Consider the following 20,787-nt stretch of genomic DNA (forward strand, 5'->3'; position numbering starts at 1 on the left):
AGAAATAGCTGAGCAATGGAGCAAAAACAAATACTACAGCTCATTCAACTGGCGAGAGAGAAAGATCAGAAGTCCCAAACCGCTCTGATTAATCTCTATTGGGTAGAGGTCTTTTCCTTTGTGATGAAGAAGGTACAGCACGAGAACTTAGCAGATGAAATTACTGTTAATGTCTTCTCCAAAGTACTCTCTAAATTACATCTTTACGACTCTGATTTTCAGTTTAAGACTTGGGTGCTTACCATTGCTCAAAATACGATTATAGACTACTGGCGGAAGAAAGCCCGAGAAGCTGAGGATACAGATGGAAACCTCGAAGAGGTAAAAAATGAATTTGCAAAATCTCCAGAAGAGCTCCTGATTTCCGAAGAAGAGCATAAAAAAATTCAGGATATTGTCTCTACTATGGATGCAAATTACGCTGAGATTATCCGTCTCCGCTTTTTTGAAGAAATGAGTATAAAAGAAATTGCTGAAGTGCTCAATATCTCAATAGCAAATACCAAAGTGAGAATTATGCGAGCAAAAAAAGTCTTAGCACAACTCCTTAAAGAAAATGATTTTAGTCATTAGTCTATTTTATTGATAGGGAAGAGGATTTTTACTAAAAAAAGAGCTCCGATAATCTATCGGAGCTCTTTTTTATCTTATGTATTTGCTTCTTTTATCTTTTTAGTCAGCTCTGGAAGCACTTGGAATACATCTCCTACCACTCCATAATCTGCTGCTTTAAAGAAAGGAGCTTCGGAATCGGAATTAATAACTACAATTGTTTTAGAGGAATTTACTCCTGCCAAATGCTGAATAGCTCCAGAGATTCCTGCAGCAATATAGAGGTTAGGGGAAATCGTTTTACCCGTCTGTCCCACATGTTCGCTATGCGGTCTCCATCCCATATCGGAAACGGGTTTTGAGCAAGCTGTAGCTCCTCCAAGTGCAGAAGCTAATTCTTCAATCAAGTGCCAGTGTTCAGCATCTTTCAGCCCTCTACCGCCAGAAACTACGATATCAGCATCTTTTAAATCTAATTTCCCTATACTTTGTTCAGTAGAAATCACTTGTACATCAGTATTCTGAACGGTGGAATTGATTATTTCCTCTGTTCCTGCTGATGATTGCGGATTTTCTTTTACCCCAAATGAGTTAGTAGCTAATGTAAGCACTGTTCCAGTAGTTTCAGATTGCACAGTAGCAAATGCTTTTCCAGAAAAAACTTTTCTCTTTACTCGTAGAGGGGATAAACTTTCCGGTAATTCGGTTACATTAGTGATAATAGAAAATCCTTTTTGTACTGCGAGCATTGGCGCTATTGAGGAAGAATCTACCGTATTTGGAAGGATAATCAATTCTGATTGTGCTACTTCTGCCAGAATTTGTGAATATGCTTTTGGGCTGAATTTTAAACCTTCATTCTTTATGGTTAATACCTTATCGGCACCATACTGATAAAGTTTTTCTACTGAATCTGTTGGGTTTATGGTAATTGCTGTTACATTTCCTCCATTGCTTTCAGCGATAGCTTTTGCAAAGGAAATCGCTTCAAAAGTAGTCTTCTTATAGCTACCATTATTATTTTCAGCATATACGAATATTGTCATTTCAAATATTTTTAAGAGTTCAAATTAAATTACCTTAGCTTCTTCTTTCAACAGCCTTACCAATTCATCTAAGTTATTGGCTTCTATGAGTTTTACATTTGCGCGGGCTGGAGTTTTTTCAAATGATAGGGTATTTGCTTTTACCTCGTTTGAGGTCGGTTCCAATACTTGCAAAGGCTTCGTTCTGGCGCTCATAATTCCTCGCATATTTGGGATAATGATATCTTTCTCGCTTACCAAACCTTTCTGCCCACCGATAACGGCTGGGAGCTGAACGGCTACAGTCTCCGTACCTCCATCTATTTCCCTTGTAATTTTTGCTTCATTAGCTTGAAGTTCAATCTCAATTGCCGAATTTACAAAAGGATAGCCCAGCAATGCTGCTAAAATCCCTGCAACTGCACCGTTATTATAATCCATAGATTCTTTTCCGCATAAGATTACATCATAATTGCCAGACTTTACCACTTGTTCTATTTCCTTTGCGGTAGAGTAGCTATCTTTCGGTGAGAGATTTACGCGAATTGCCTCATCAGCCCCTATTGCAAGGCACTTCCTTAATACAGCTTCCGTTTCTCCCTCCCCGATGCAAAGCACACTTACTTTCGCTCCCGAAGATTGTAATTTCACCACTTTTGATAAGCAAACTTCATCCACAGGGTTAATAATCCACTGAATTCCTGATTTATCTAATGCAGAGCTATCTGCCGTAAAGTTTATTTTGGAAGTAGTATCAGGCACACTACTTATGCACACTAATATATTCATACCAAGATTATTGTTATTAAATTTAATTTTGAAAGAGTCCAAAAGTACAAATAAAAATTCAGATGAGCATAGATTTTAAATAAAACATTAAAAAAGACCAGCCTTTTTCGGTGGTCTTTATTGTTGTATTTTATGCTAATTCGCCATAGAGGTCAAATTCCTCTGCTGAAGTAATTCGGATATCGGCAAATTCTCCAATTGGGAGGTAGAGATTTTCTGCGGATACCAATACCGTATTATCCACATCTGGTGAGTCATACTCCGTTCGTCCTACGAAGTAATTCCCTTCTTTACGGTCAAAAATACATCGGAATACCTTGCCAACTTTCTCTTGATTTTTTTCCCAAGATATGCTTGATTGCAGCTCCATAATTTCGGAGACTCTTGCTTCTTTAACCTCTTGAGGCACATCATCCTGCAAATCAAAGGCGGTTGTATTTTCCTCATGGGAGTAGGTAAAACATCCAAGGCGGTCAAATCGCTGTTCCTTTACCCATTCCTTCAACTCTTGGAAAGCCTCTTCCGTCTCCCCAGGATAGCCTACGATAAGTGTTGTTCGCACTGCCATATCGGGTACTTTTTCGCGGAATTTATTTAATAAAGTATTGGTTTTCTCGCGAGTAGTTCCTCTTTTCATCGATTTGAGGATTTCGGTATTAATATGCTGAAGCGGGATATCAATATAATTACAAACCTTAGGCTCGTTCTTAATAATTTCGAGAACATCCTCTGGAAATCCCGTAGGGAATGCATAATGCAGGCGAATCCACTCGATTCCTTCTACCTTTACCAGCTCTTTTAGCAGGTCGGCGAGTGCTCGTTTATTATAAATATCGAGTCCATAATAGGTCAAATCCTGTGCAATGAGGATTAATTCCTTTGTTCCTTTTTGGGCGAGCTTCTTCGCTTCTAAAACCAATTTTTCAATCGGTACAGAAATATGGTTTCCTCTCATCAGAGGAATTGCGCAGAAAGAACACGGCCGGTCGCAGCCTTCCGAAATTTTCAGGTAGGCATAATGTTTTGGGGTGGTCGTCATCCGCTCTCCAACGAGCTCGTGTTTATAATCGGCGCCGAGGTGCTTCAGAAGTATGGGAAGATCCTTCGTACCGAAATATTCATCTACATCTGGGATTTCTTTCTGCAAGTCGGGTTTATATCTCTCGGATAAGCAGCCCATTACAAACACTTTTTCCACATCTCCCCGTTTTTTTGCTTCTATATAATCCAGTATCGTATTTACCGACTCCTCTTTTGCAACATCCACAAAACCACAGGTGTTAATCACAATAATATCACCGTTTTTCGCCTCGTGGCTCACTTCCTTTCCGCTCGCTTTCAGCTGACCCATTAGCACTTCAGAGTCATATAAATTTTTTGAACAACCTAAGGTTACGATATTAATCTTCTTTCTGCCGACAGATTTTGTACGCATTTGCTTTATTTTTAATCAATAGAATTTTTAAAACTGCTTTCCTTCAGAAGAGAAGAGAGCAAAAAAATAAGGCGGCAAAGGTATTAAAAAAGCACCCAAAATCATCTGATTTGGGTGTATCCAAATTAAAATTATATTTAGTATAAATCTAATATTAAGATATTTACTTTATTGTTTTAAGTAATTCTTTTAGTTCGAGTTGAAGTTCCTTCCAATTGGGGAGTAATTGTGCTGAATTTACATAGATTAGGTAGTCTCTCAGCGCTTTCTCCAAAGATTTTCGGATGGCAGAAGCACTCTGTATCTCCCTCAAATTCGCATTAGCTTCCACTTGCTCACTGTATAGGATATCAAATCTTTCTTGTGTGTCTTTTAGCTTGCCGATGGAGGTTTCCAGAAGAAGTATTTTAATTCTTTCTTTATTAATTTTCAACTCTAAGGCTTCGAGGAGCTCGCGTAAAAGTGTGGACTTATCCTCATATGGAAGGCGGTTAAGATAAAGATCATGGAACTTAAATACCTCATAAAGTGATTTTGCTTCCTCAGAAAATGGATGAATAGGCAACTTTATACAACCTTTAAGAAAACTTTTAATTCCATTAAATAAATAGTCTCGTTCTCTGTCAGTTTTTGTAAGTTCTTTTTCCTTTCCATTATGTGTCTGTTTTGTGTGAGATTTTTTGTAAATATTGTATTCGTTTTCTATATCTTTCAGATAATGGTTTTCCGTATCAATTTTATACTTTTCGCTTTTGGAAATTTTAATAACTAACTCAGTAAAAGCTGCTAGATTTACCGTACTTATATGGCTCAAAACTGAAATTTTCATAATTTGAATCATTAAAATTACGGTGCTAAATTAGAGATTTATTTTTATTAATAATCAAAATTAATAAATTATATTTATTGAATCATCATGCAATGAATTGTATTTTATAGAACATTTGTTATTATACTGCTTTTTTTATAACATTCCATCATTGAGAGTATTTACTATAAGAAATAAAGAAAACTATCATCAAATAGATAGGTGTATAAATAAAAAAGGGGGGGCAGAGCCCCCTATATTAATAACAATATCCCTAAAAAAGGGGCGATGCCCCTAGTGGAGAAAATGCCTGATACCAGTAAACAGCATAGGGATACCGTGCTCGTTGGCCGCTTGTATGCTTTCGGAATCTCGCATACTTCCACCAGGCTGTATGATGGCTTTGATGTGATGCTCGGCGCAGAAATCTACCACATCGCGGAAAGGGAAAAATGCATCTGAGGCAAGAACCAAATCTCCGCTAAATTTTTCTTTTGCCCTTTCGATGGCTTGCTGAGTAGCCCAAATTCGGTTGACTTGTCCGCCCCCGATGCCTAATGCCTGAGTTCCGTTGGAGACTACAATTGCATTGGATTTCACATACTTTACAACGCGCTGAGCGAAAAGCAGTGCATCGCGAAGCTCAGGAGAAGGCTTTTGTTCAGTTACGACCTGTATTTCGTTTGAAAAATGATGGTCACAATCCTGTACGAGGAGCCCGCCATCGATTTTAACCCAAGTTTGTTTATCGCTCACAGGGTTTTTTATCTTAATGATTCTGAGGTTCTTCTTCTTTCGGAGGATGTCAAGCGCTTCTGTACTGAAGTCTGGTGCCATTACGATTTCAAGGAAAGTTTTATTGAGCTCTTCAGCTGTGGGCGCATCTACCGTAAAGTTCATTGCCACAATGCCCCCGAAGATGGAAATGGGGTCGCATTCAAAGGTTTTTGAATAGGTTTCGAGCGGGGTAGAGCCGATGGAAACGCCGCAAGGGGTAGAATGTTTCACTGCACAGCACGCCAATTGTTCTTTAAACTCGGACACAACTTTCCAGCAAAGATCCATATCTCGGAGGTTATTGAACGAGAGCTCCTTACCGCTCAATTGTTCAAAATCTTTCATCGCACCTTGCTCCACAGTAGATACATAGTAGGCAGCGGACTGGTGGGGGTTCTCGCCGTAGCGGAGATCTGCAACTTTCTTGTACGAAGCGTTGAGATAGTCTGGATATTCGCAGCTGAGCAACATTTTGGAGATGGCAGCATCGTAAGCCGAAGTGAGATTAAAAACTTTGCCTGCTAAGTACTTACGAGTTTCTAAGGTAGAATTTCCTGTGGTTTCTATTTCTTGCTGAACTTTCTGATAGTCCGCCACATCGGTGATGACCGTTACCGATTTGAAGTTCTTCGCCGCAGAGCGGAGCATAGAAGGCCCACCTATATCTATAAACTCTACTTTCTCTTCTAAATCAATGTTTTTCGTAGCATTTTCAAAGAAGGGGTAAAGATTAACGATGACCATATCTATGAGTTCGATACCGTGCTCGGCTACGGTCTGGATATGTTCGGGATTATCCCTTAGGGCGAGCAGTCCTCCGTGAACTTTTGGGTGGAGGGTTTTCACTCTACCGCCAAGCATTTCAGGAAATTGGGTAACATCATCTATCGGGATGGGATGTGCGCCAGATTCCTTTAAATACTTGAAAGTGCCACCAGTGGAAATAATTTCATACTTGTTTTTCTCCAAGAACAGTGCAAATTCTGCCAATCCGCTCTTATCCGAAACGCTGATTAGGACTCTTTTTTTCATTTTACTTTTAATTATATGTTTAATTTCTAAAAAATATCTCGCAAATATACTAATTTAAAGAGGATTTTAGCAATGAAAATATCGGTTGAGTTAAAATTCTTGAACTTGAAATTCAGAATTTGTATTGGGTATTGCAGCTGAATTTCAAACTCTTGATAAGATTTAAGACATATCAGCGTTTTATAGATAAATAATTTTGAACTTAATACGAATCTAACGATGAAAAAGTTGTTTTTGTGCTCGTATTTTGCAGAAGTGGGAGAGCTTTTTAGGGATTTTGTGGATGGAAGTCTATATGGTAAGTCCGTAACTTTTATTCCCACAGCAAGTTTTTACGAAGACTACAGAGCTTATGTGGATGAAGGTAAGATGGTTTTAGAGAAAATGGGACTTGAAATAGAGAACCTTGAACTGAGCCAGAGTACTGCTGATGAAATCAAAAAGACAATAGAAAGGAACGATTATATTTACCTCTCAGGAGGAAATACTTTCTTCCTGCTTAGTGAATTAAAACGCTCGGGAGCAGACAAAATTATAAAACAGCAGGTTGCCAATGGAAAAATATATATTGGTGAGTCTGCAGGTGCAGCGGTAGCCTCTGAAACTGTGGAGTATATGAGAGGTATGGATGATGTTATAAAACCTAATCCACAACCACCGGATTTTATGGGCTTGGGCTTGGTAGATTGCTGTATTGTACCGCATTATAAGTCGTATCCCTTTGAGAAAAAATGTGAGAAAATACTTTCCCAGTATTCAGACTTAAAATTAATTCCCATAACGAATAAACAAGCAGTTAAGATTTTTGGAAAAAGAATGGAAATTCGTACCAGAGACTGATCTCTTCTGAGAAAAGAGATTTTTTTGTACATTTGAAAGATGAAAAAAAATGATTTGCTCATAGAAGAGCTGAGTGCCAGGTTGAAAGAGCTCAGTCTGCGGCAAGAGAGCTTTGGGCGGGAGATAAAAGCGATAGAAGAGCAGATTGCTGCTTTGGTGGGAGATGTGCATCCTGTACAAGTTCAGCCAGCCGAAAAGCCAGCGCCAGCAAAGGCTGAAATGGTGATAAGCCTACAAACTGACGCGAAGAAACCAGAGGCAAAAATCTCTGTTCCTAAGCCTAAAAAACCAGAGAAAACATTCAATTGGGAGAAGATTATCGGTGAGAATTGGATTAATAAAGTTGGGATTTTAATTCTGATTATCGGTGTGGCATTGGGTGCGAAGTATTCTATTGAGAATGACCTTATCAACCCTCTTACGAGAATCGTTTTAGGTTATATTTCTGGGGGAATTTTATTGATTTTTAGTTACAGACTAAGGAAAAAGTATGAATCGTATAGTGCTGTACTCGTGAGCGGTGCGATGGCGATATTCTACTTATTAACTTATTTTGCATATGATTTCTATTCGCTGATACCGCAAGTGCTGGCATTCGTATTAATGCTCGTTTTTACTGTATTTACCGTGCTGGCATCGCTCAGCTATAACCGCTCAGTGATAGCGCATATTGGTTTAGTTGGCGCTTATGCCATTCCTTTTATTCTCTCATCAAATACAGGGGATATTGTAGTGCTTTTCAGCTATATTGGATTGATTAATCTCGGTATTTTAGCGATTTCGATTAAAAAGTATTGGCGGTTATTGTTCTGCTCTTCGTTTTTCTTCACTTGGATAGCTTGTGCAGTTTGGTTAGTTTATGATAGTGATAATATTCATTATCAGAGCATCGCATTTGGTTTCGGGACTTTATTTTTCTTACAATTTTACATTTCTGGGATTGTGAATAAAATCATCAGCAATAAAATGTTAGATGTTGGTGATGTGATTTTCCTGTTGCTCAACTCATTTATATACTACGGGATAGAGTTTGGCGTGCTCTCGCAAGAAAATACAAGCCGATATATAGGGCTTTTTACGGTGTTTAATGCGCTGATACATTTTGTAGTAGGCGTTATTATACGAAATAAAAAGCTGGCAGACCGCAGTATTTTCTACTTGGTGCTCGGGCTGGTTTTTGGATTTATTACGATAGCAATCCCGATAGAATGGGATGGCAATTGGGTTACGATGCTCTGGGCGGTTCAGGGGCTGATTTTGTTCTGGGTAGGGCGAAAGCAGAAGGTGAAATTCTATGAATATCTGTCGTTTATCATACTCCCACTGGCGTTTTTTAGCCTTTGCGAAGATTGGTCAAATTACCATAATGAGATGTTGATTTTCATCAATCCGATTTTCTTTACTACACTGCTGGTTGGCACGAGCTTATCCGTTGTTCTCTCTATTTTTCATAAGAAGAACGATTTTGCAGAAAAAAATCAAAAGGAATTGCTTGAGATTGTGAAAGTAATATTTTCGGTTTTATTGGTGATTGTGGCATATTTCAGTTTCTATAATGAGATGAAATTATATTTTAGCCAATGGGAAGCCAGCACAATTTTGCATACAAGGAGTGAAGGGATTCGTTTTAATCCTGTAATTGAGGATTATACAGCGATTTATAAAATAAGCTATGCGCTGATATTTTTTAGTTTGCTTTCCTTCTTTAACCTATTGAAAATAAAAAGCAAAGCGCTGGGAATCGTAGCCGCAGTATTGATTTTATTTTCGTTGGTTTTAGCACAAACGGCTGGATTTTACTCACTTGGCGAGCTGAGAGAGGTGTATATCCACAGAGCAGAGGAATTGTATTATGATATAGGGCTGAAGTATGTACTGGTGCGCTATCTGCTTTTGGTTTGCATTGCATTGGCGCTCATTAGCTTATGGATGAATATAAGGCAATTGCCATTTAAGGAAAAGTCCGTACAAACCAGGATATTAGCAGATCTGGTGGTTTATACCTCAGTCATCAGCTTTTTGAGTAATGAGCTGATTAATTGGCTCGCCATCAATCGATATGAAGATGTTTTCAAGCTGGGGCTAAGCATTTTATGGGGAGTTTATTCGCTCGCGCTCATTTGCATCGGAATAGCAAAACACAAGAAACACCTCAGAATAGGAGCGATTGTTTTGTTTTCTTTCACCCTTTTGAAACTCTTCTTCTACGATATCAGTGATTTAGATACGATTTCAAAAATAGTGGTGTTCATTATCTTAGGAGTGCTTTTATTAATCATATCATTCCTTTATAATAAATTTAAAGATAAAATATCAGAAAGTGAAAAGAATAATTAAATCGATAATTTTTGGCGGTTTTATTTTGCTGTTTGCTAATGGCACAGCACAGACAAAAATAAGCTATAAGAGGAAAATCAATGCAAAACAAAATTCGTGGAACTACTTCAGAATCCCCGATAATCTCTATGAAAAAGCAGAGCCCAGCCTTGCAGACCTTAGGATTTATCGCATTCGCCAGAAAGATAGTTTGGAGGTACCTTATCTTATCTCAGGAATTTGGGGAACTGAGGCTCAGACGGATGAGTATTTTGAAATTCTGAACAAAACCAAAACCGATAAGGGCTATTATTTCACACTCCAAAGAGAGGATAATCAGTCTGAAATCAGTGAGATTAATCTCTCATTTGATAACAAAAATTTTGATTGGAGAATTGATTTAGAGGGCAGTAATGACCAGAAAGAGTGGTTTGGTATTCTGGAAAATTACAGGGTTTTGTCCATCCAAAATTCCAAAACAGATTTTAGTTTTGAAAATTTGATTTTTGAGAAAACACGATATAAATATTACCGCATATTAGTGAAAACCAATGAAAAGCCATTGCTCTCAGAAGCTGCTTTTCAGAATGATGATGTTCTGAAATATCAGAAATTCAATGTTCATAAGATTCAGAACTTTAAGGTTAAAAATGATAAAAAATCAAAGACGAGTACAGCTGTTTTTTCATTGAAAAATAGCTTGCCCATACACTCATTCCGCATAAAGGTTGAAAATAAAAACGATTTTTATCGCCCAATAAGCATTTATGCAATCGATACTATTGCTACGGAGAAAGGCAAGCTGGCGGAGTATTCTGGCATTGCGGATGGTACGCTTTCCTCATTGAAGGGGGCTGACCTGAAATCTTATAAAGAGGTGCTCGCCAAGCAGATGATGATTGTAATTGATAATGGAGATAATCCACCACTGAAAATCTCTGAAATAGAAGTGAAAACCTATGAAAATGGGATCGTCTTTAAAGCCGAAAAAAGTGGAGATTACATTCTTACCTATGGTAATCAGCAGATTATCGACAGACCAAACTATGATATAGAAACCTTTGAAGAGAAAATTAGCAGAGAGAAAAAAGATACCGTAAGCCTATCAAATGAAATGATTGTGAAGCAAGCGGATAATAGAAGCAAACCCCTGATGGAGAGCGATTATTGGCTTTCAGGGATAATGATAGTTCTGATTTTGTTTTTAGGTTATTTCAGTTATAAAATGATAGCTAAAAAATCCGAATCAGAAGAAAATTAAGCGCAAAAGTGGATAAATTTATCCACTTTTTGTTTGCTTATATGCTAAATCTTTGAAGTAAAATTCTTTGTCGTTCTCATTGATTTCGCGATGGGCTTTACAAGGATTTCCGAAAGCCACGACACCGCTGGGGATGTCCTTCGTAACAACGCTTCCCGCCCCGATAACGGTATTATCACCGATGCAAACATTTGGATTGATCACCGTATTGCCACCAATCCAAACATTATTTCCTATACTGATCGGCAGTGCGAATTCTACTCCTGAATTTCGTATTTCTGCATCAATCGGGTGCCCTACTGTAAATAGAGAAACATTCGGTCCAAAGAATACATTATCCCCGATCTGAACTTTTGCACAGTCTAAAATTGTGGTATTGTAGTTTGCATAGAAGTTTTTACCAATCTCTATATTTGCTCCATAATCGCAGTAAAATGGTGATTTTATATAGCAATTCTCTCCAATTTTCCCCAATAATTTTTTGAATATTTCCCGCCGTTTTTCCTTCTCCAAAATATTGAGGTTATTCAGTTCAAAGACCAGTAATTTGGCGATTTTCCTCTCTTCTACTAAATCCTTATCATCAGAGAAATAAAGCTTTCCTGAAAGCATTTTTTCTTTTTCTGTCATTAGTGTTTGTTTTATTGAGTTTAATTTTGATTTTTCGAGTTGCTAAGTTCAGAATCTAATATCAACCCTTGTTTTCTAACATATTTTTCACGAGAAATTCCTATAAAGTGTCCTAAAAATAAACCTAAAATAATCCCCATATAAATATTTGTAAAAACTCCTATAACCAGTCCTGATAATGAAAGGTATATAAATGTTTTCCAATAGATTACATTTTTATGAAGATAGCCGTATTCTTTTCGGATATATTTTCTAAAGTTATAATAATGAGTAAGGTATTTTCCATAGCGAAGACTCCCATTTCTCTTAGTTGGAAACATATTTATAATAAAATCAATTCTATCTACAAAATCTCCATAATTATTATAAGCTAGGGTATCCATTTTGCTAATAAGAGCCATAAGATAGTAATATCCTGTTGTCTGTTTCTCTAATCGGGTGAAGTTTGATGACTTTTTATTTAAAGTACTCTCTAAATGATGAATCACACCACGGATATTCTGTTTTAAATACCAGTCCATTGAGATGTTTTTATAAATTTTAATCCAATAATTTGTTCAGAGTTGTTTTCAAATAGTTGTTGAATATCTCTTTCTAATTTAAAAGGGGAGATTTTCTCCCAGAAAACAATAGATTTTTTTGTTTAAAAAGCCTCATTTGTTATCCTATTAATCTTTTAAAAATACTTCCATATCTATTTTTAACCATTTCCCTTCCCATTCTTTATGGGTAGCTTTAGCATAAAACTCTTTGCCAGCATCCATTAGTCTGGCAATAGTTTGGTTCTTTGCTTTGGGAATATATCCGAGTTTATGCTCCTCAAATAGAATACAGATTGCAAATTTATCATACTCATTATCAGGTTCTCGTTTTAGTTTAAGTATGGATTCTTTTATAATGATCTTATCTTCTATCTCGCTGAGATTTTGGTGTGATGTGCCTGCTATAACAGATGCTAAAGCAAGAATATCCTCCTCAAATGCTTTAAAAGATATTGTCCCTCCGCTTACTAATTTTAGTAATGCAGGATCTGTTTTGCTAAGTTCAAAATTTTCTTGATTACTCATAAGTTTCTCTTATTAGTTTATAGATTTTTTCTTTTTCCTTAATTACTTTTTTTATTTCATCTATCTCATTTTTTAATATTTCCTGCTGTTCCTCTACCCATTCTTCATCACGAATTTGGTCAGCAATATTAAAAGGAAATTCCTTTTCAAGATTTGCAATATCTTCTTCCAACTCTTTTATACCTTGTGCTAAGGTAGCGGTTTGTAATAAAATTTCTTCTTCTGAGAGTTCCTCATTTTGTTCTTCAGATTTTTTCAAATCTTCTGAAAAAGCTACTTCTAATGCTTTAAGCCTATCTAAATCGCCACTTTTATATGCCTTATGAAATATATACCATAACTCTTTTTGATATTCTGTAAGATGAGGATTGATATCTGGATGCAGTGATTTTGCAATATTTCGATAGATTTTGCGGATTTCTGCACTGTCAGTTGGCGAATGTAAATTTTTAAGAAATTCTTTCCCCATTACAATCTTTTGCTTTTCTAAATGTACTTCTTCATATGCTTTCTTTATCATCGCCTCTACTTCTGCTTCTATCTTATCAAATGCTGGCTCTTTGTCCTGATTGATGTATTGATGACAAAACTGTATTTTCTTTTTTAGTGCTTTTAGTTGAATATTGAGCTCCAGCAATTCTATTTTATACTTTCCAATTTTAGTAGCATAAAGGGATTCCAGTTGTACTCTTCCCCAATTCATCATTATTTCAAGAGTATTGATAGAAGAAATATATCCCTTTTTAAGTTTATCTAATGATTCTAAAAGTTCTTTTCTATCCATAGTTTTGTTTTTAAAGCTAAATAATAAACTAAATATAGTAATTTAACAATACCTTTAATTTATAGGCTCTTTATATAGAAAACTTCCCCACGATTGAATATCTCTTTCGGGTAATCCAGAGTGATAAAAAAGTTCTTTGAATATATCTACAATTTTCTCTAATGCTCCTTCATCTGTGGTTCTTATTCGGGTTTCAAAATTATCTTTGGTACCGTTTGCTGTGAAGTTTAGCGATCCCATATAAGCAATTTCATCATCAATGATATAGATTTTACTATGTATATACATATTTTTATACATATTGAAATTTTGAGGAGAGACATATACCTTGAAAGGAAATAGCTGAGAGTACTCATAATTGTAAATCCGTTTGGATTTTATTTTCTCTTTAAAATAACTTCTAATCAGGAATATTAGAAGAATTGGGATTAATCCATAAATTAGTTTCATATCCCAGTAAAAAAATGCAGAGAGTGATAAAATACAGATTAATCCAATATTAGCAAAAAGGAGATATTTTACAATATCTAACCATTTATTTCTAATTCTTTCAGCTTCTTTATCTATGATTCTGGTTTGCCGAATAAGTTTATAAATATTCTTTTCGTAAGAAGAATCATAATAGTCTTCGATATTATCTGTGGTGATTAGATGAACATTGACACCTCTTGTATACAGATAAATAAGTTCTTTTATTAGAAAAGGAGATAAAAATGGGGAAACAATCTTTACACTTCGTTTGGCATTGGTAATATCATCTAATAGTTTCTTGCCTGCACCTTGACCAATGTATATATCGCAATTGGCTCCATTAAAAAAAGTACGCATAGTCTATTTATTTAATAAATTATTATTCTTGGTTTGTATTGTTTTTTTTATTTTCCTAACACCCTTCTAATCCCCTCTGGGAAGATTTTATGCTCTATCTCGTGGATTTTCTCAGCGAGGCTTTCTGGGGTTTCATTGGGAGAGAGGGGCACGCTACCTTGTATGATAATTTCCCCTTCGTCTATACCTGCCGTCACGAAATGTACTGTTGCGCCGCTTTCAGGTTCATTAGCATTGATGACAGCCTTGTGTACATTCATCCCCCACATCCCTTTACCACCGAATTTGGGCAGGAGAGAAGGGTGAATATTGATGATTTTACCCTTGTATTTCTCCGCAAAATCCTTTGTGATAATGGAAAGAAAGCCTGCCAATACTATCAAATCTGTGTTTTCAGGTAGAATCTCTTCAAGTTTCTCGCAGAAATCCTTCCCACGAGGGATGAGCTGATTGGATATCTCGTGATTTTTTGCCCGTTGGAGAGCATAGCAATCCCTGTCGGCTACTACAAGGCGCACTTGGGTATTGGGGATTTCACCATTTTGGGTACATTCTATAATTCGCTCTAAATTAGAACCCGATCCTGATGCTAAAACAACGATATTCTTCATTTCTCTAAGGTTTATTTTGGGGTTAGTCTCCGTCCTCTGGGCTTGCATTTTCTACGATTGCAGATGTATTCCCGTGAATATCCACCGCGTATTCCTTGCCATTTTCTACGAGCAATCCTTGGGTTTTACCGCCTGCGTGATGCACATCTATATCAATTACTTTCTTATCGAGGAGGTAGGTAATAGTTGTATGCAGTGTATGCCCTATAACGAACTTATCAGCACCCATTTTTTGTCTGATTTCTTCAAAATCTGACCTGTCAATATCTGCTTTCCCAAAGCCTCTGTACCAAGTTGGACTTTTAGCATACATATAAAGTCCATTGGCGAGTTTATCAGAGCTAGTTTGTGCTGATTTTGTATTGAAATAATACCGCCTTGCGATGCTGTTCATCTCTGGAATGGATAGATTAAGGTCGCTCACCTCTTTAGAGATACCCGCGTGTACGAATACATAAGAACCAATTTTTTCAATGATATTTTTTGTGCCCAGCCATCGACCAAGCTCGGTATTTGGCTTGTAGAAATTGATGTATTCCTCATTCATTAAGCGGGCATTTTCAAAATATTTCTTGCGCACATATCGGAAGTCGTGGCTCATATTCATTATATCGTGGTTTCCGAGTATAAAATGTACTTTCCCGCCTGCTTTTTCCGCCTGTTCTTCGAGGGAGTAGATGAGCCAGAGGGTTTGAGTTACCAATAGCCCTCTATCGAAGAAATCCCCAAGTGTAATCAAGTGCCCAGAACCGAAAATCCACTGATTATTCTTGTCAATGACTTTATTATTAATGAGGAAGGTACGAAACGCATTATATTCCCCTTCTATATCGGATATAGCGATGAATTTCTCTGGCATTGGGTAGACCGATGGTTGGTTTTGAAGCTGTTTTTGGATGCGGGTAGGGAAATGTTCCTTATCATTCACCAAAATCTGAAACTTTTTACCCGTTATACTTTTTTTGAAGTGCTTTGTCTTTACAATGGGAGTTCCGTTTTTCTTAATGACTTGCTTTGCGACTGCTCCCTCATCATTATAAAAGATATAAACCCCATCAATATCCGCTTTTGAGGTGTCTTTGCTCAATCTTTTCTCGGAGATGTGGGGAGTTAGTTGTGAGTAGAATAGGGTAGGGGCGCTCATCATAAAAAGCCCTAATGCGAGTAGTAATTTTTTAGTATCCATCCTTAAATTTCTCATTACGCAAATATATTTTATTTAGTTGGGAAATGCACGAATAAGGAAAACCTCCTTTTTAGGGGAGGTTTTAGGCTATTTTATAATCTGAGTTTCCCAGCCATCGTATTCTCCATTATGATCAAGGGCGATGTCAATAAGATTCCAAGTATCATCATCTATATCCTGTGGAGAGTTTATTTTTGAGGCAAGGATTTTAAAACCTACGGGCTCCGACTGTGGCTCTTCATTCTCTAAGTCTATCTCTCCAGCTTCTAATATTTTAAATCCAAATTCTTCTATTTTGGCCAGAGCGTTTCTCATATTTGTTTCAGTTGAGAAATAGAGCCAATGCTGTATCTCTCGTTCGGTACTAAGCTGGTCACCGGCCTCTTTGCATTGCTGACGAACCCTGTCATTCTGAATACCTTGCATTTCATAGATATTTGGGAAGAGGTACTGGAAATATGCTTCCCAGTTGGCATCATCAGAAATTTTAGTTTCTAAATTATAACCGAAATCCGAGGTCTTTATATCGCTTAGAACTTGCTCAGCACTGCTTTTATCCTGAGTATAATAGTACCAACACACCTCGCCTTCGCGAGTAACTACACCACACAAAATTGCTCCTTTGTCCTCCAATATTTGTGAAATTCTATCTTCTATTTGATAGATTTCCTCATACTCACTCTCTTGTGAGAAGCCTTCTTCTGTTGGGCTTTTCAGATTAGTAGTTATACTTATTCTATGGAAGTAGTCTGTAATTGGAGCCAACTGTGCTAGTCCCAAATCTACTCTGAAAGCGGCAGGTTTTTCAGCTACACTGCCTATATAGACTACCCAATCTTGTTCTAATTCCTTATTTTCCATTATTTTATTCATTTTTGTATAGTTTATTTATTTTTCGGTTATCATATGTGGATGAAAATCTGCTGTATTTAAGATTATTAGTTTTTAGGGAGTGGTAATAAAATTAGTTTTTTTCTCTAAAATTATTTTTTATAGTTAAGAATTAGTAGTTTAGTCTTTTTTTTGTCATAAAGTGTAATTTCTTTACTAATTTAAAACACTGTAAAGATAGTATATTTATAAAAGAATCAGGGTTTAATCCCTGATTCTTTGTACTTCCAGTGCTTGTGGCTGACCTTTTGCAGCAGCTTTTATGAGAAATTCTTCTGCTTTCTCAAAATCCCTACTGGTTCCTAATCCCTTAGCATAAATAATGTAAAGATTATATAATGCATCTATATTACCCTTGTCTGCCGATTGCTGAAACCAATATAAAGCCTTGTTATACTCTTGCTGATTAAAGTACATACGCCCTAAATTATTCTGTGCAGTTTCATTACCATTCTCTGCAGCTTTTTTATACCATAAAAATGATAACTCATCACTCTGCTCCACCTCAAAACCTTCTTCATATAAAGCACCTAAAATCCCCTGCGAGGTAGCATTTCCTTGCTCAGCAGCTTTTTCTGACCAGAACCTTGCCGAAGAATAGTCTCCCATCTTAGCATAGAGAATAGCCAGATTATTTAGTGCTAAATCATATTTTTTTTCTGCAGATTCCCTATACCATTTTATAGCTTTATTATAATTTTGCTTTACACCTAAACCATATTCGAATAAAGAGGCTAAATTATTTTGTGCTTCTCTATCGCCTTTCTCTGCAGCAATTTTTATCCAGAATTTAGCCTTGCTGTAATCCTGCTTTTGGCTGTAAATATAACCTAATTTACTTTTTACAAATTTTTGATTTTTCTCTGCTGCTTTTTGATACAAAGATTTTGCTTTTTCGTAATCCTGTTTTATACTTAAATCCTTAAGATAGGTAGGTTCTACATCGTATTGAGCAATGATGTGTTCCTCTGTATCATCACTAATAATTTCATCTGGATTTTCCTGTGCTTGTACATAATGATTAATAAATAAAGTAATAATGGTTAAAATTAGTTTTTTCATTAATTATAAGTTAAAGAAAAGCAAAGATAAAAAAAGTCAATAATTATGCTGGCTTTTAAATATCCTTAGGTCTTCTAATCCACTTTCTTCAAAAGCGCGGAAAAATCCTCCTGCGCCGAAACAAAAAGGGCGAAGCACGCCTCCAAATATTAAATCAATTTTTTCATTTTAGGCTTATTTTTCTATGGTTTTGCTTATCTTTTCTAGCAGTTCTATGGACTCCATATGCCCTTTACTTGCTGCTTTCTCCAGCCACTGGATAGACTTTGTATAGTCCAGCGGCACTCCTTCTCCCATACCATACAACAGACCCAACTCATATTGTGACAACACATAGTCCTGCTCCGCAGCCTTAGTATACCAGTAGACAGCTTTTTCGTAGTCCTTAGTAACGATTTCTCCATTGTTATAAAAATAACCTAAGTTATGCTGAGCTGCTGCTGTTCCCTGCTCTGCTGCTTTGGTAGCCCAATATACTACTTTTTCGTTGTTCTTTGGTACGCCATAGCCATTATAATACATAAATGCCAAATCATTCTGAGCATCGGCGTAACCTTGCTCCGCAGCTTTTGTATACCAGTGTACAGCTTTCTTATAATCCTGTGCAACGCCCTCACTGCTATAATAAAGATTCCCTAAATTATACTGAGATTTTGCGGAACCTTTTTGGGCAGCTTTAGTATACCATGCGATAGCCTCAGTGTAGTTTTGTTCTACACCCAATCCATTTGCGTACAGCATTCCTAAAACATCCAGTGCCTTTACATTGCCTTTTTTTGCCGCCTTCTCATACCATTCTATAGCAGTCTTATAATCTTTTTTCTCTAAGATAAAATGGCTTCCTACTTCATATTGTGCGGTGGCGTCCCCTTTTTGGGCTTTCTTTAAGAGGTCATCAAAATTCTCCTGTGCAAACATAAAAGGGGCAGACAATACCGCTAAAGTTAAAATCAACTTTTTCATTAAATATAATTTTAGGGGAGCAAAGATAAGAAAGCCAGTATAATTTCTGATTTTTAGATCGGTTTAATTTTCTCTGTAATTAGAAATATTTCATTTTTTCTAATAGCTCTTTTTTCTGGGACCAGCCATTAGAATGCATTATTTTAAATTAATAGGCTTTCTTCTCTTCTTGTGCTGTGGTTGTATTTCTCTGCTTTGTTTTCTTTAAAAACTTAGAAAAAATTATTGTTTTTTTAGTACTTCTAGTCCTTCTTGAGCACCCTTATGTCCTTTATCTGCTGCTTTTTGAAGCCAATATCTAGCTTTGGTAATATTCTTTTGTACTCCTTGCCCGAAATAATACATACCTCCTAAACTAAACTGAGCCTCCGCAAGCCCTTGCTCAGCAGATTTTGTATACCAATAAACAGCTTTGGAATAATCATACGACACACCATATCCATCATAGTACAACAGTCCTAAATTATACTGAGCATCTGCATTGCCTTGCTCTGCTGCTTTCTTCATCCAGAAAAATGCTTTAGTAGAGTCCTGTGGAGTAGTTCCTTCTACATAATATATCATAGCCAGAGCAAACTGAGCATCTACATTCCCCTGCTCAGCGGACTTTGTATACCAATGGACAGCTTGGGTGTCCTCCTGCACCATGCTTTTGTCCTTTGTGTATGCTTTTGCTACTTCATACTGTGCGGTTGCGTCCCCTTGCTTTGCTTTTGCTAAAAGCGTATTAAAATTCTCTTGTGCAAAGATAAAAGGAGTGGATAACAGCGCTAATGATAAGATTAATTTTTTCATTTTATATTTATTTTTGTTGTTTTTTTTCTTGATTTTAATTGATAAATCGCTGTTTGTGCGCTATACTAAAGCTATTTTCTCTGAGTTTTCGGTGATTTCGCCAATGAGGTAGGCGTCGTCTAAGAGGTTGAGGACTTTCTCGGTGTCGGCTTCGCTCACGACAACAGTCATTCCCACGCCCATATTGAAGGTTCCGTACATCTCCATTCGGCTAATATTGCCCCTCTTCTCAAGCTCGAGCATTATGTTTGGAATGCGGATTTCCCCAGTGCTGATGGAGGCACAAAGCCCTTCGGGAATGATTCTCGGTACATTTTCTATAAGCCCGCCCCCTGTGATGTGGGCAATTCCGTGGAGGCTCACCTCTTTTAATAATTTGTGAATCGGTTGGTAATAAAGCCTTGTGGGAATGAGGAGGGTTTCGTGTAAAGGTTTGCCATCGAAGGTTTCATTAAAATCGGTGAAGACTTTTCGGACTAAGGAAAAGCCATTAGAATGAAAGCCAGAGCTCGGGAGAGCGATGATTTTGTCGCCTTTTTGAATCTTAGAGCCGTCGATGATTTCGTCTTTTTCTACAATCCCTACGCAGAAGCCCGCAACATCATAATCGCCTGGCTGATACATTCCTGGCATCTCTGCCGTTTCCCCACCGATGAGGGCGCATTGGTTGTCTTTGCACGCTTTGACCATACCGAGCACGATTTCCGCAGCAATGTCGGAGTCGAGCTTCCCACAGGCGAGGTAATCCAAAAAGAAAAGCGGCTTGGCGCCGTGGCAGAGGATATCATTGGCACACATCGCAAAACAATCGATACCGATGGAGCCATACTGCTTGGTGTCGAGGGCTACTTTTAGTTTGGTGCCTACGCCATCGGTACCGCTGACGAGCACGGGGTTTTTGTAGCCTCCGATTTCGTAAAACGCCCCGAAGCTCCCAAGGCTATTGAGCACGCTCGGATTATGAGTTTCGGCAACGGCTTTCTTGATTTTGTCTACCGTTTTGTAGCCTTCCTCCTTGTCGACCCCCGCAGATTTGTAAGTGTTGTTCATTTTTTTTTTTTACTTTTTACTTTTATTTCAAACTTTCTTACTTAGATTTTCTTCAATAAAAAAGCCGACAATCTCGCAGATTATC

At 37.2% G+C, this 20,787-nt stretch carries 21 protein-coding genes; 4 read left to right on the forward strand and 17 right to left on the reverse strand.

Features of this window, described 5'->3' with window-relative positions; genetic code table 11:
* Window positions 1-15: 15 nt before the first annotated feature.
* The gene (locus D8991_RS04460; RefSeq protein ID WP_120488971.1) at window positions 16-573 is read left to right on the forward strand and encodes an RNA polymerase sigma factor; all 558 of its coding nucleotides are present in this window, start codon (window positions 16-18) and stop codon (window positions 571-573) included.
* A gap of 74 nt (window positions 574-647) precedes the next feature.
* Here the strand turns inward: D8991_RS04460 and D8991_RS04465 are convergent, their stop codons facing one another.
* The 5 genes from D8991_RS04465 to purH all read right to left on the reverse strand — a co-directional run bounded on the left by D8991_RS04465 (window position 648) and on the right by purH (window position 6,418).
* Complete coding sequence (locus D8991_RS04465; protein ID WP_120488972.1) at window positions 648-1,598, reverse strand: electron transfer flavoprotein subunit alpha/FixB family protein; 951 nt, start codon at window positions 1,596-1,598, stop codon at window positions 648-650.
* Window positions 1,599-1,622: 24 nt separating this feature from the next.
* Window positions 1,623-2,366 carry an electron transfer flavoprotein subunit beta/FixA family protein gene (locus tag D8991_RS04470; RefSeq protein ID WP_120489695.1) on the reverse strand — a complete coding sequence of 248 codons (744 nt, stop codon included), beginning with the start codon at window positions 2,364-2,366 and terminating at the stop codon, window positions 1,623-1,625.
* Between the two features lie 130 nt (window positions 2,367-2,496).
* Window positions 2,497-3,801 (reverse strand): 30S ribosomal protein S12 methylthiotransferase RimO, encoded by a 1,305-nt coding sequence (gene rimO, locus D8991_RS04475; protein WP_120488973.1) that lies wholly within the window; start codon window positions 3,799-3,801, stop codon window positions 2,497-2,499.
* A gap of 163 nt (window positions 3,802-3,964) precedes the next feature.
* The gene (locus D8991_RS04480; protein ID WP_120488974.1) at window positions 3,965-4,630 is read right to left on the reverse strand and encodes a DUF6261 family protein; all 666 of its coding nucleotides are present in this window, start codon (window positions 4,628-4,630) and stop codon (window positions 3,965-3,967) included.
* 273 nt (window positions 4,631-4,903) lie between these two features.
* The gene (gene purH, locus D8991_RS04485; protein WP_120488975.1) at window positions 4,904-6,418 is read right to left on the reverse strand and encodes a bifunctional phosphoribosylaminoimidazolecarboxamide formyltransferase/IMP cyclohydrolase; all 1,515 of its coding nucleotides are present in this window, start codon (window positions 6,416-6,418) and stop codon (window positions 4,904-4,906) included.
* A 219-nt stretch (window positions 6,419-6,637) separates the two neighbouring features.
* Between purH and D8991_RS04490 the strand changes: the two genes are divergently transcribed.
* Genes D8991_RS04490 through D8991_RS04500 form a run of 3 tightly spaced genes read left to right on the forward strand, consistent with a single transcriptional unit; the run spans window position 6,638 to window position 10,835 of the window.
* Entirely contained in the window at window positions 6,638-7,258 is a 621-nt protein-coding gene (locus tag D8991_RS04490; protein ID WP_120488976.1) for a Type 1 glutamine amidotransferase-like domain-containing protein, read from the forward strand.
* A 39-nt stretch (window positions 7,259-7,297) separates the two neighbouring features.
* Entirely contained in the window at window positions 7,298-9,595 is a 2,298-nt protein-coding gene (locus D8991_RS04495; protein ID WP_120488977.1) for a DUF2339 domain-containing protein, read from the forward strand.
* Window positions 9,579-10,835, forward strand: coding sequence for a DUF3999 family protein (locus D8991_RS04500; RefSeq protein ID WP_160224630.1), 1,257 nt, complete (start codon window positions 9,579-9,581; stop codon window positions 10,833-10,835). The genes D8991_RS04495 and D8991_RS04500 overlap by 17 nt, the downstream gene beginning before the upstream one ends.
* Before the next feature lie 18 nt (window positions 10,836-10,853).
* Here D8991_RS04500 and D8991_RS04505 read toward each other — a convergent pair whose 3' ends face one another.
* From D8991_RS04505 to purM, 12 genes are all read right to left on the reverse strand, one after another.
* Entirely contained in the window at window positions 10,854-11,465 is a 612-nt protein-coding gene (locus D8991_RS04505; protein WP_120488979.1) for a sugar O-acetyltransferase, read from the reverse strand.
* A gap of 20 nt (window positions 11,466-11,485) precedes the next feature.
* Window positions 11,486-11,986 carry a hypothetical protein gene (locus D8991_RS04510; protein ID WP_120488980.1) on the reverse strand — a complete coding sequence of 167 codons (501 nt, stop codon included), beginning with the start codon at window positions 11,984-11,986 and terminating at the stop codon, window positions 11,486-11,488.
* A 147-nt stretch (window positions 11,987-12,133) separates the two neighbouring features.
* Window positions 12,134-12,532 (reverse strand): HIRAN domain-containing protein, encoded by a 399-nt coding sequence (locus D8991_RS04515; protein WP_120488981.1) that lies wholly within the window; start codon window positions 12,530-12,532, stop codon window positions 12,134-12,136.
* The gene (locus tag D8991_RS04520; RefSeq protein WP_120488982.1) at window positions 12,525-13,316 is read right to left on the reverse strand and encodes a J domain-containing protein; all 792 of its coding nucleotides are present in this window, start codon (window positions 13,314-13,316) and stop codon (window positions 12,525-12,527) included. Before D8991_RS04520 ends, D8991_RS04515 begins: the two co-directional genes overlap by 8 nt.
* Window positions 13,317-13,370: 54 nt before the next feature.
* The gene (locus tag D8991_RS04525) at window positions 13,371-14,144 is read right to left on the reverse strand and encodes a phospholipase D-like domain-containing protein (protein ID WP_120488983.1); all 774 of its coding nucleotides are present in this window, start codon (window positions 14,142-14,144) and stop codon (window positions 13,371-13,373) included.
* Window positions 14,145-14,191: 47 nt separating this feature from the next.
* Entirely contained in the window at window positions 14,192-14,755 is a 564-nt protein-coding gene (gene purN, locus D8991_RS04530) for a phosphoribosylglycinamide formyltransferase (protein WP_120489696.1), read from the reverse strand.
* 22 nt (window positions 14,756-14,777) lie between these two features.
* Window positions 14,778-15,956, reverse strand: coding sequence for a metallophosphoesterase (locus tag D8991_RS04535; protein WP_309568990.1), 1,179 nt, complete (start codon window positions 15,954-15,956; stop codon window positions 14,778-14,780).
* Between the two features lie 72 nt (window positions 15,957-16,028).
* Entirely contained in the window at window positions 16,029-16,814 is a 786-nt protein-coding gene (locus D8991_RS04540) for a DUF695 domain-containing protein (RefSeq protein WP_120488985.1), read from the reverse strand.
* Window positions 16,815-17,036: 222 nt separating this feature from the next.
* Window positions 17,037-17,894, reverse strand: a complete 858-nt coding sequence (locus D8991_RS04545) for a tetratricopeptide repeat protein (protein ID WP_120488986.1) — start codon at window positions 17,892-17,894, stop codon at window positions 17,037-17,039.
* A gap of 174 nt (window positions 17,895-18,068) precedes the next feature.
* Complete coding sequence (locus D8991_RS04550) at window positions 18,069-18,857, reverse strand: tetratricopeptide repeat protein (RefSeq protein WP_120488987.1); 789 nt, start codon at window positions 18,855-18,857, stop codon at window positions 18,069-18,071.
* Between the two features lie 222 nt (window positions 18,858-19,079).
* Window positions 19,080-19,652 (reverse strand): tetratricopeptide repeat protein, encoded by a 573-nt coding sequence (locus tag D8991_RS04555; RefSeq protein WP_120488988.1) that lies wholly within the window; start codon window positions 19,650-19,652, stop codon window positions 19,080-19,082.
* A gap of 60 nt (window positions 19,653-19,712) precedes the next feature.
* The gene (purM, locus tag D8991_RS04560) at window positions 19,713-20,702 is read right to left on the reverse strand and encodes a phosphoribosylformylglycinamidine cyclo-ligase (RefSeq protein ID WP_120488989.1); all 990 of its coding nucleotides are present in this window, start codon (window positions 20,700-20,702) and stop codon (window positions 19,713-19,715) included.
* Window positions 20,703-20,787: the final 85 nt, after the last annotated feature.

The organism is Bergeyella cardium, from assembly GCF_003614945.1.
Lineage (GTDB): Bacteria > Bacteroidota > Bacteroidia > Flavobacteriales > Weeksellaceae > Bergeyella_A > Bergeyella_A cardium.

Bases quoted from the DNA above. Each gene is read 5' to 3' on its own strand.
- D8991_RS04460 (WP_120488971.1), top strand. From the start codon at position 16: ATGGAGCAAAAACAAATACTACAGCTCATTCAACTGGCGAGAGAGAAA.
- D8991_RS04465 (WP_120488972.1), bottom strand. From the start codon at position 1,598: ATGACAATATTCGTATATGCTGAAAATAATAATGGTAGCTATAAGAAG.
- D8991_RS04470 (WP_120489695.1), bottom strand. From the start codon at position 2,366: ATGAATATATTAGTGTGCATAAGTAGTGTGCCTGATACTACTTCCAAA.
- rimO (WP_120488973.1), bottom strand. From the start codon at position 3,801: ATGCGTACAAAATCTGTCGGCAGAAAGAAGATTAATATCGTAACCTTA.
- D8991_RS04480 (WP_120488974.1), bottom strand. From the start codon at position 4,630: ATGAAAATTTCAGTTTTGAGCCATATAAGTACGGTAAATCTAGCAGCT.
- purH (WP_120488975.1), bottom strand. From the start codon at position 6,418: ATGAAAAAAAGAGTCCTAATCAGCGTTTCGGATAAGAGCGGATTGGCA.
- D8991_RS04490 (WP_120488976.1), top strand. From the start codon at position 6,638: ATGAAAAAGTTGTTTTTGTGCTCGTATTTTGCAGAAGTGGGAGAGCTT.
- D8991_RS04495 (WP_120488977.1), top strand. From the start codon at position 7,298: ATGAAAAAAAATGATTTGCTCATAGAAGAGCTGAGTGCCAGGTTGAAA.
- D8991_RS04505 (WP_120488979.1), bottom strand. From the start codon at position 11,465: ATGACAGAAAAAGAAAAAATGCTTTCAGGAAAGCTTTATTTCTCTGAT.
- D8991_RS04510 (WP_120488980.1), bottom strand. From the start codon at position 11,986: ATGGACTGGTATTTAAAACAGAATATCCGTGGTGTGATTCATCATTTA.
- D8991_RS04515 (WP_120488981.1), bottom strand. From the start codon at position 12,532: ATGAGTAATCAAGAAAATTTTGAACTTAGCAAAACAGATCCTGCATTA.
- D8991_RS04520 (WP_120488982.1), bottom strand. From the start codon at position 13,316: ATGGATAGAAAAGAACTTTTAGAATCATTAGATAAACTTAAAAAGGGA.
- D8991_RS04525 (WP_120488983.1), bottom strand. From the start codon at position 14,144: ATGCGTACTTTTTTTAATGGAGCCAATTGCGATATATACATTGGTCAA.
- purN (WP_120489696.1), bottom strand. From the start codon at position 14,755: ATGAAGAATATCGTTGTTTTAGCATCAGGATCGGGTTCTAATTTAGAG.
- D8991_RS04535 (WP_309568990.1), bottom strand. From the start codon at position 15,956: ATGAGAAATTTAAGGATGGATACTAAAAAATTACTACTCGCATTAGGG.
- D8991_RS04540 (WP_120488985.1), bottom strand. From the start codon at position 16,814: ATGAATAAAATAATGGAAAATAAGGAATTAGAACAAGATTGGGTAGTC.
- D8991_RS04545 (WP_120488986.1), bottom strand. From the start codon at position 17,894: ATGAAAAAACTAATTTTAACCATTATTACTTTATTTATTAATCATTAT.
- D8991_RS04550 (WP_120488987.1), bottom strand. From the start codon at position 18,857: ATGAAAAAGTTGATTTTAACTTTAGCGGTATTGTCTGCCCCTTTTATG.
- D8991_RS04555 (WP_120488988.1), bottom strand. From the start codon at position 19,652: ATGAAAAAATTAATCTTATCATTAGCGCTGTTATCCACTCCTTTTATC.
- purM (WP_120488989.1), bottom strand. From the start codon at position 20,702: ATGAACAACACTTACAAATCTGCGGGGGTCGACAAGGAGGAAGGCTAC.